The sequence below is a fragment of the uncultured Marinobacter sp. genome (assembly GCF_963974375.1).
Taxonomy (GTDB): Bacteria; Pseudomonadota; Gammaproteobacteria; order Pseudomonadales; family Oleiphilaceae; genus Marinobacter.
Map to the genome: position 1 here is coordinate 1 of NZ_CAXBDN010000183.1, position 8,971 is coordinate 8,971.

Genomic DNA, 8,971 nt, shown 5'->3' on the forward strand with positions numbered 1-8,971 from the left:
GACGAGGCGAAGGCACCACCATCAATGTACCCATGCCAGGCGGCGCGGGTGATGCGGCCTACCTGAAAGCCATGCGGGAGATCCTGGTGCCGGCCGCGGATTACTTCAAACCAGACCTGGTGCTGGTATCCGCCGGATTTGATGCCCACTGGTTCGATCTGGCACTTAATGTTTCTTATGCCGGGTTTGCGGCCATGACCGGCATCGTGCAGCAAATTGCGGACAAGCACTGTGATGGCCGTCTGGTGATGGTTCTCGAGGGTGGTTACAACACCGAGTCCTTGTCCCGTGGCGTACACACCGTGCTTGAGGTACTTGCCGGAGCTGAGCCGGTGGAGCCAAAAGACTGCGGTATCGAGGAGGTCAACGCAGCCATCGAATTCCATAAAAGCGCCTTCGATCTGAATAACACGGATTAATGGTTTTCTGGAGGCACTTTACTCCGACACACACGGGCATAGATGGACATGAGATTATCGGCTTTGATTCGGTCAGAAATAGAACCCATTCTTGAAGACTGGGAAGAATTTGCCACAACCATCCTTCCTGCCATGCGCATGGGCAAGACCGGACTGCGGGACCATGCCAGAGAAATGCTGCTGGAAATTGCCGACGATCTGGATTCCCATCAAAGTGAATCCGAGCGGGCCGAAAAATCGAAAGGCAAGGCCCCGGCCAAAGGACAGGAATCCTGGGCAGAGGTACACGGTAGTGACCGGCAGTCCAGCGGCTTCACTGTCATTGAAACCGTGTCCGAGTTCCGGGCCCTGCGAGCGAGCGTGGTGTCACACTGGACCAAAGCTCACCCGACCATATCCGGACCGTATCTGGAAGACCTCACCAGATTTCACGAGGCCATAGATCAGGCGGTAGCTGAATCACTGGAGCAGTACGCCACCGTAAAAGAGATGGATACACGGCTGTTTGGCGCCATTCTGCTGGCCTCACCCGATCCGATTTATGTGCTCGATCTTGAGGGCCGGTTTATTTACGCAAACAGGGCCACCACCCAGCTGTTTGCGCTGAACCTTGAGGACATCATCGGAAAAACCAGCGTTGATCTCGGGTTTTCGTTTGCATCAGAGTTCGAGCGCAACCGTGAAAAGGTCATGACAGAACGGTCCACATACCGGGGCAAGTTCACCCACAGATTTGATTCCGGCCAGGGTGACAGGTTCGAGTACCTGCTGGCACCGGTGCTGGATGGGGAGCAAAACACCGAAGCCATTATCTGCGTCTTTCAGGACGTGACCGAGCGGACGCTGGCCGAAGAAAAAATCTGGCATAACGCCCACTATGATCTGCTGACCGGTTTGCCGAACCGACGCCTGTTCCAGGATCGCCTTGAACAGGAGGTCAAGCACGCCAAGCGCAGTAATCTGCCACTGGCCGTGCTGTTCATGGACCTTGATGGCTTCAAGGATGTCAACGACTCGCTTGGCCATGAAGCCGGAGACCGGTTATTGTCTGATGTGGCAAAGCGCCTTAGCGATTGCGTTCGGGAGGAAGACACGGTGGCCCGCCTCGGCGGTGATGAATTTACCGTGATTCTGACCGGCGCAGAGCAGCACAAGGACGCAGAGCAGGTAGCCCGGACGATTATTGATGCTCTCGCACAGCCATTCCTGATCGACAAACAGCCAGTCCGGATTTCGGTCAGTGTCGGGATTGCGTTCTATCCCATTGATGCCTCGACACCCGGTGCGCTGCTGGAAGCCGCAGACAAAGCCATGTTTGTGGCCAAGACAGCCGGTGCCAACCGGATGTGTTTTTTCGCGTCCTCCGAGCACACGGGCGAAAGCCCATCCTGAGAGCGGGGCGCGCCAGTCTGACGAACTGGCACCTGCCTCTTCAAACCAGATTCAGCCGGTCGCGTCCTTTGGCCTTGGCCTGATACATGGCACCGTCCGCCTGCCGCAGCAGATTGTCCAGAGAATCCTTCGGCTGCACCAGATAACCGCCTATGCTGGCGGTCACGGACCAGTGCCTGGCCTGCATGGCCTCTGCAATACTTTGCCGCAATCGTTCACCCAGCTGGGCAAGCGCTTCAGCATCACAGGGCGAGAGCACCACCAGAAACTCGTCACCGCCCCAGCGGGCGGCGTGATCGTAACCACGAAGATTGCTGGAGAGAATGGCAGAGACCGCTTGCAACGCCTCGTCACCAACCGCATGCCCGTCGGCATCGTTCAGCGCTTTGAAATTATCCAGATCAATCCACAGCACACCCAGGGTTTTTCCCTGGCGCCGCACACGCTCACGTTCGGCTTCTATTACTTCGGTCACACCGCGCCGGTTGAGCAGGTTTGTCAGGGGGTCTTTCCGGGCCAGCTCTTCCAGCTCGCTGGTGCGTTGCCGGACCCGACTTTCCAGCTCCCGGGTGTTTTTCCGGATGGCATCCGACATACCTGAAAAGATCTGGATCAGGCTGGCCATTTCACCCTTACCTTCCGGCAGGGGTACCTTCTCAAAGTGACCGTCCCGCAGCTGTTGCATGGCCTGCTCCAGGTCGGCTATCGGATTCAGTAACCAGCGCCGCAAAGCCAGATACAGCAACACCAGACTGATAATCAGCAACACCGTGAACACAACGACAATGGGCAGAAAGCTTGAAACCGGCATCAGGACAGCAAGATCGATCAGGGTTATTTCATACCATCCGATCGCGGGCATCAGTGAAATTCCCAGCAGATGACGGCGATCGTCGACCGTGACGAAATCTGTCAATACTGTCTGACCACTGACCGCATCCTCAGGATTTGCCTGCAGCGTCGCCATCATGGCCTTTACTTTCGACCGGTCGGCCTCGTTATTCAGCAACACGTCAATGGTGTTTTTCTGACCTTCGGGTTTGACCAGGCTCGCATAGTCAATCAGGTTCACGTCCCTGTAGAGCTGGATAGCGCCGCTGACGTCCACAAACAGGCTGGTGATGCCCGGCTGTCCGATATCAACAACCTCTTCAAGAAAGCGTTCAAGGTTGAGACCGGTACCAACGATACCCAGAATGTCATCACCATCCCGGATCAGCACATCAATCCAGAGCTTGGTTACCCCCAGCTCGGAATCCGGATTGACGTTCAGATGAAAATCCCGGCCTTCTTCCACCAAAAGGTAAAACCAGGCATCGTCCGGTCTCTGCGGGTTCAGATAGTAGCGCAGGGGGTCGTCACCATAGTCATTGCCGGCGTTGTTGTGGAAGTAAGCGCCATCCTCAAGCAGAGCAACGAAGTAGTTGTTGTCGTGAAAGCTGCGTCGGTAGCTCTCCATCTCTTCCATTGCCTGGGCTTTCAGCTCGTCGTCAGAACGCTGTGCTATCCAGCGCTTCAGCACGGTTGAGTCTGCGAACTGATAGGCAAGCGCTATTTCACGCTCCAGGGGCTGTGCCAGACGGGCACTGTCATAACGAACCTGAATACCCGCAATACGCTGCCCCCACTCTTCAACGATACGGGTCGACACACGATCAAAGGCGAAGAAGGTGATCAGGGTTGCACTCAGAATAAGTAAAGAGGTGTAAAGAATAAATCGGCTTTGCAGGCTCAAGTCTTTACCCTTTTTTGTAAGGTGGTCCTGATCTCATAGTAGCCGAAGTCATGGATCTGGTGTAGATATGTCGCTATTGTAAAGATTGTCACAATGCCTGAGCTGTAACGGTTAGTTCACCCCGCTGTCTAAAAGCGAGGCAATCCTGAACCCATGCCCATTCCGCTCTGAATCTTGAAACCGCTACATCGATACCTGAAATCAGGTAATCTTCGACAATCTTCCAAAAAAAACCTTCTCTCCATGCCTGAAGCCATCTGGATCACATTCGCCTTTGCCCTCGGTCTTATTGTTAAAGCGGTGGGGTTGCCGCCACTGGTTGGTTATCTGGCAGCGGGATTCGCTCTCAGCGCCATGGCCTCCATGACCGGTGTAGCCGTTGAGGCGACGGCGGTGCTTCAGCACATCGCCCATCTGGGTGTGCTGCTCCTGTTGTTCACCGTGGGGCTCAAGCTGAAGCTGCGCGCCATTGTCCGTCCGGAAGTGATCGGGGGCAGTCTTCTGCACTTCGCGATCACCTGTCTGGTGTTCGCGCCAGGGCTTTTCCTGCTGCTGGATCTGGACTGGAAAACCGCTCTGATGCTGGCCATCGCGTTGTCATTCTCCAGCACTGTGCTGGCCGCCAAGGTGCTCGAAAGCAAACGGGAGTTGCGGGCGTTTCATGGCCGGGTGGCCATTGGCATCCTGATCATGCAGGACCTGATCGCACTGGTTGTCATGAGCATTGCGGCCGGCAAGTCCCCCTCTGAATGGGCACTGCTGGTGTTCGGACTGCCCCTGCTGCGGCCACTGCTATTCAGGCTGCTGGATGCCAGTGGCCATGATGAGCTGCTGGTGCTATTGGGCCTGTTGCTTGCCCTGGTGGTGGGTGGCCTCGGGTTCGAGGCCGTCGGCCTCAGCTCGGAGCTCGGCGCCCTCATTTTCGGGGCCATGCTGGCGAACCACCCGCGATCCCAGGAGCTCGCCAAATCGCTGTGGAGTGTAAAGGAAATCTTTCTGGTGGGCTTTTTCCTGCAGATTGGTATCGGCGGACTACCGGACCAGCAAGCGCTCATGTTTGCTGTTGTGGCGGGCCTGGTTCTGCCGCTCAAGGGCCTTCTTTTCTACTTCCTGTTACTGGCGTTCCGGCTACGGGCCCGCAGCAGCTTTCTGACGTCGCTGTCGCTGACCAACTACAGCGAGTTCGGACTGATTGTTGCGAGTATTGCACTGCCGGAATGGTTGATTCCCCTGGCCATCACCGTCTCGATATCGTTTGTGATCTCGGCACCCGTCAACCGGTTTGCCCACAGCATTTTTGAAAAGATCGGGCACCACATTGTTCGCTTTGAAAGTCAAAAGCGGCACCCCGATGAACAACCGCTTTCCCTTGGAGATACCCGAATTCTGGTCATGGGCATGGGGCGCACAGGTACCGCCACCTACGACTGGTTGCTGCCTCAACAGGCAAAGATCATGGGCCTCGATTCGGACCCTGCAAAAGCGGAAAATCACCGGCTGCAAGGACGTAATGTGGTGTTTGCGGATGCGGAAGACACCACGTTCTGGGAGGGCTTGCATATACCCTCGCTGGAGGCAGTTGTCCTGGCAATGAACGATATTGAGGGCAAACTGATTGCCGCGCGAATGCTCCGGAAACTTGATTTCAAAGGTTATATCGTCGCTCACACCATGTATTCTGATGAGGCAGAGAAGATACGTGATGCCGGTGCTGACGAAGCCTACCTGACCATGAGTGAGACCGGGGTAGCCCTTGCCAGCCATCTGATGGATCAGCCAGGTCTGCAGGAAGCCCGGCAAACCCAATCCACAACATCTGACACTGCAGGATCCACGTAAACGGGATAAGGTTCCCGTCTGTGTCTCCGGAAATTGTCGCACCTGAAAACGGGTAGAGGCGTTTCAATGTCCACAGAGCTCGTCATGACATCAGTGACTGCCCTGGTCGTGGGTATGACTGTTGTCTTTCACTACGAAGTCATACAGGCGCTCAATGGCTGGTGCAGCCGTCGCCAGAGCAGGCCAGGCGGTGGCAGCCGTAATCGACCAATCATCCTGATTACCATGTTCGTGTTGCTTCTGGCACATGTAGCGGAGGTATGGCTGTTTGGCGCGACCTTCTGGTGGTTTCTGCATCAGGATGGCTATGGCGAAATCAGTGGCTACCCGGTGGTAAACCTGCTGGATTGCATCTATTTTTCTGCGACAGCCTATACTACGGTAGGTTGGGGCGATCTGGCGGCAACGGGGCATATCCGGTTTCTGGCCGGCACCGAGGCCCTGGTCGGTTTCATGATGATTACCTGATCCGCCTCGTTTGGTTACCTGATCATGGCCCGCACCATGGGCGACAACAACCGGTGATCAAACCGGACTGCCCCCACTGCTGCCGATGCTCCTGTTCATGAACTGAAACAGATCTTCGCCAATACCTGTCAGGGCCACCCGGGCTCTGAACCGCCCGGTCACCGTTCGAGGACATTCAATGTTGCAAGGTCTCTGGGAACAACTGCAGCGCACTTTGAATAACACCGTTGAGGCACTGGGCATATCCGGCCTGGAGTGGGAAACCCTGATAATCACGATGGCCGGTCAGATTATGGTTTCCCTGATCGTGCTGACAGTATTGCTGGCGATTTACCTGGCTCTGAAGTTCCTGTTCGCAGCGGTGATCAAAAGCCGGAATCCCGGTGCCACCCTGTACACGTCCTTTCAGGTTTCGTTACGATATATTTTCATGCTGGCCGTGGTGGTCGCCCTGTCCGCACAGTACGGCGCTTCCGGCGAGCTACTGAAAAGCCAGGTACGGGCAGGCATTATGGGCCTTGGCTTTTATCTGGTGTGGATTGCGCTCACCAACGGTTTTTCCAAACTGTTAAGCCGGCACACGATCGATGCCTCGCTGGGCCAGTTGATCAACAACATGTTGCTGGTTGTGCTGCTTACCCTGGGCGTGATTACCTTGCTGGCCCAGTTCGGCTTTGATGTGCTGTCCATTCTGGCTGGCCTGGGCATTGTCGGCATTGCTGTGGGTTTTGCGGCCCAGTCCACGCTGTCCAATTTCATTGCGGGCATTACGTTGCTGATCGAGCGCCCTTTCAGGATCGGCGACTGGGTAAAAATCAATGACCAGGAAGGCAAGGTCATCAAAATTGCCTTCCGGACCACCTGGCTGCGGACCCGGGACAATATTTTTACCATGATTCCCAATGACAGTGTCGCTACCTCCGACATCATCAATTTTAGCGCCGAAGGACCGACTCGCATCCGGATTCCACTGGGCATTGCCTACAAGGAGTCCGCCAAAGAAGCCCGCAACGTCATCCTGCCGCTGCTTCAGGCCCATGAGAATACGCTGCAGACACCCGCTATGGCACCCAGGGTGGTCATGACCGGACTGGGAGACTCGTCGGTCGATCTGGTGGCGCTGTTCTGGATACGGCCAGAGGATATCGACATTCAGCCAAAGATTGTTTGTGAGTTGCTGGAACAGATCAAGGAAGGTCTCGACGAAGCCGGGATTGAAATACCCTTCCCGCACCTGCAGCTGTTCATCGATGAAGCCAGGGGGCTGTCACCTCTGCTTGCTCCGCTGAAAATTCAGGGTGCCGGTACTGCGGCAGAAAATGACTGAGCCCGCCACAGCCGGCCCGGTATCCGCCACAACCGCTCACCAATTGTAATATCACGTCAAACATTCCCACTGTGAGCAGTGTGTGTCGCATCGGCATTCGATTTCCGCCGACGTTTGCCTTATCCTCCCGCCCCTTCCGGACATTAATGTCCTGTCATCTTTTGTCGCCCACGATGCCTCCGGGTTTTCCTGATGGAGTACAACGAACCGTGACAACCGCGCTACTGTCTGCGATCTACCTTGCCATTTTTGTGGCTGCCGCACACGTTCATGGCAAGCTGCGACCAAACGATATAACTCCGGGCGACTATTGGCGCACCTGCATTCTGTTGCTGATCACCATCCTGTTTGTCAGCTGGAGTATCGGCGTTCTGGCACGCTATTCCGCTTCTGACCACCTGTTGCTTGTGCTGGGCTTTTTCACCCTGCCGGCGGTCTGGCTGATGGTCGAGAGTCTGGGCATAGCGTTCCGGATTTTCAGCAGGAAAGGTGAGAGCCCGTCTTTCCTGTCTGCAGGAATTGCGCTGTATGCAGCCATGGTAATGGTCGATCATTTTACGTTCGCCGCCCAGGGCGACATCGTTTACGCGTTGATACGGCTCGGCGTGTTTGTCGGCAGTCTGGTGATCGTCAGTGTCATTATTGCGCCGTTTCGCCGGTTGCTGGCGAGGTGGCTACCCAGCAAGTGGATGGACCCATGGGTGTCCTACAACTGGACGGCCTTTGCATTGGTACTGATGGCAACCACCGTGGCAATAACCCTGACCCGACCTCATGACTTTGCCTTCGGGCTTGAATACTCACTGGGCCGTTGGGCCAGCAGCATGTTCTACGTGCTCTGGGCCATGCTGGCCGACTCCAATCTGCTTTTCCAGTAACGGGCCCGGCAACACCATGAAATATCTTGTGATCGGCGCCATTGCCCTGGTTACCTTGCTGTACCTTAACCGCAAGCGCTTTCGTTTTCTGGCCAGTGATGGCATGCGAGTCCTACTGATGCTGGTGGTCGTGGGTGTTCTGGTTGCCCTGAGCTACGGCCCACCAAAATACCTTCTGGTCGAGGACAGCGTCAGGATTCTTCAGATTGACGGTCAGGACACCAAAGCCTATCAGGGCTGGGAAATCAATCGTCTGCTGCCCTTTGAGGCGTTCGCCACCGAGGTTTTCTACACCCCTGAACACGACTACGCCGAACCCCTGTCGGATATGGGAATGGCACCGCTGTCCGCCGCATTCGCAGTTCCGGGGCATCCGGTATCACGGTTTCTCTGGGGTATGCTGCTGCTGGCACTGCTTGCTACGCTGATTCTGATCCCGAAAGTCCGCAAACACATGGAAGCAAAGGAAAGCCTGCAACAGGCCAGGGCCTGGAACACCGTTCATGCCTACGACCAGTTTATCGCCCGATACCGAAAGGGATGGCTCCGTCCTAATGGCCTCGTCAAACAGGCCAGACGACAACGGGCAGCTGTTTATCAGCGCTATATACGGCGGTTGATTGTTCTGCAGGCACTGAACGAGCGCAATATCCAGTCGGCGGAGCTGGCACTGGCAACCGACACTGCCAGCGAACCCGCAAGACAACAGCAACAGGGACTGATTGCAGATCGACGAAGCTATGCCAGTTTGCTCGAAATGCTGACCACCATGCTGGAACATGGCCGCGACGGTGGACGTCCTGAAATCCCCTTCAGACTGGAAATCTTACCGGGATTCTTCTCAGCGGACTTCCAGACCAGATACGACGATACCAAAGCGTTGTTTGAAGCCACCACAGAGCTGGACAAGAAA

7 protein-coding genes and 1 pseudogene are annotated in these 8,971 nt (G+C 55.7%); 7 read left to right on the top strand and 1 reads right to left on the bottom strand.

The window, feature by feature from the left end; translation table 11 throughout:
- Positions 1 to 419, top strand: a pseudogene (locus AAC035_RS14680) (histone deacetylase); the annotation flags it as partial.
- A gap of 63 nt (positions 420 to 482) precedes the next feature.
- Positions 483 to 1,811 (top strand): diguanylate cyclase, encoded by a 1,329-nt coding sequence (locus AAC035_RS14685; RefSeq protein ID WP_339805430.1) that lies wholly within the window; start codon positions 483 to 485, stop codon positions 1,809 to 1,811.
- A gap of 40 nt (positions 1,812 to 1,851) precedes the next feature.
- Here the strand turns inward: AAC035_RS14685 and AAC035_RS14690 are convergent, their stop codons facing one another.
- Positions 1,852 to 3,546 carry a diguanylate cyclase gene (locus tag AAC035_RS14690; RefSeq protein ID WP_339805432.1) on the bottom strand — a complete coding sequence of 565 codons (1,695 nt, stop codon included), beginning with the start codon at positions 3,544 to 3,546 and terminating at the stop codon, positions 1,852 to 1,854.
- A gap of 243 nt (positions 3,547 to 3,789) precedes the next feature.
- On the opposite strand from AAC035_RS14690, the gene AAC035_RS14695 reads away from it, so the two are divergent.
- From AAC035_RS14695 to AAC035_RS14715, 5 genes are all read left to right on the top strand, one after another.
- Entirely contained in the window at positions 3,790 to 5,385 is a 1,596-nt protein-coding gene (locus AAC035_RS14695) for a cation:proton antiporter family protein (RefSeq protein WP_339805434.1), read from the top strand.
- Between the two features lie 84 nt (positions 5,386 to 5,469).
- Complete coding sequence (locus AAC035_RS14700) at positions 5,470 to 5,853, top strand: ion channel (protein ID WP_339805436.1); 384 nt, start codon at positions 5,470 to 5,472, stop codon at positions 5,851 to 5,853.
- A gap of 178 nt (positions 5,854 to 6,031) precedes the next feature.
- On the top strand, positions 6,032 to 7,180 hold the full coding sequence (locus tag AAC035_RS14705; RefSeq protein ID WP_339805438.1) for a mechanosensitive ion channel family protein: 1,149 nt from the start codon (positions 6,032 to 6,034) through the stop codon (positions 7,178 to 7,180).
- A gap of 209 nt (positions 7,181 to 7,389) precedes the next feature.
- A complete protein-coding gene (locus AAC035_RS14710; RefSeq protein ID WP_339805440.1) occupies positions 7,390 to 8,058 on the top strand; it encodes a hypothetical protein in 669 nt (222 codons plus the stop codon).
- A gap of 16 nt (positions 8,059 to 8,074) precedes the next feature.
- On the top strand, positions 8,075 to 8,971 hold an 897-nt coding region (locus AAC035_RS14715; RefSeq protein ID WP_339805442.1), incomplete at its 3' end, for a hypothetical protein.

Bases quoted from the DNA above. Each gene is read 5' to 3' on its own strand.
- AAC035_RS14700 (WP_339805436.1), top strand. From the start codon at position 5,470: ATGACATCAGTGACTGCCCTGGTCGTGGGTATGACTGTTGTCTTTCAC.
- AAC035_RS14705 (WP_339805438.1), top strand. From the start codon at position 6,032: ATGTTGCAAGGTCTCTGGGAACAACTGCAGCGCACTTTGAATAACACC.
- AAC035_RS14695 (WP_339805434.1), top strand. From the start codon at position 3,790: ATGCCTGAAGCCATCTGGATCACATTCGCCTTTGCCCTCGGTCTTATT.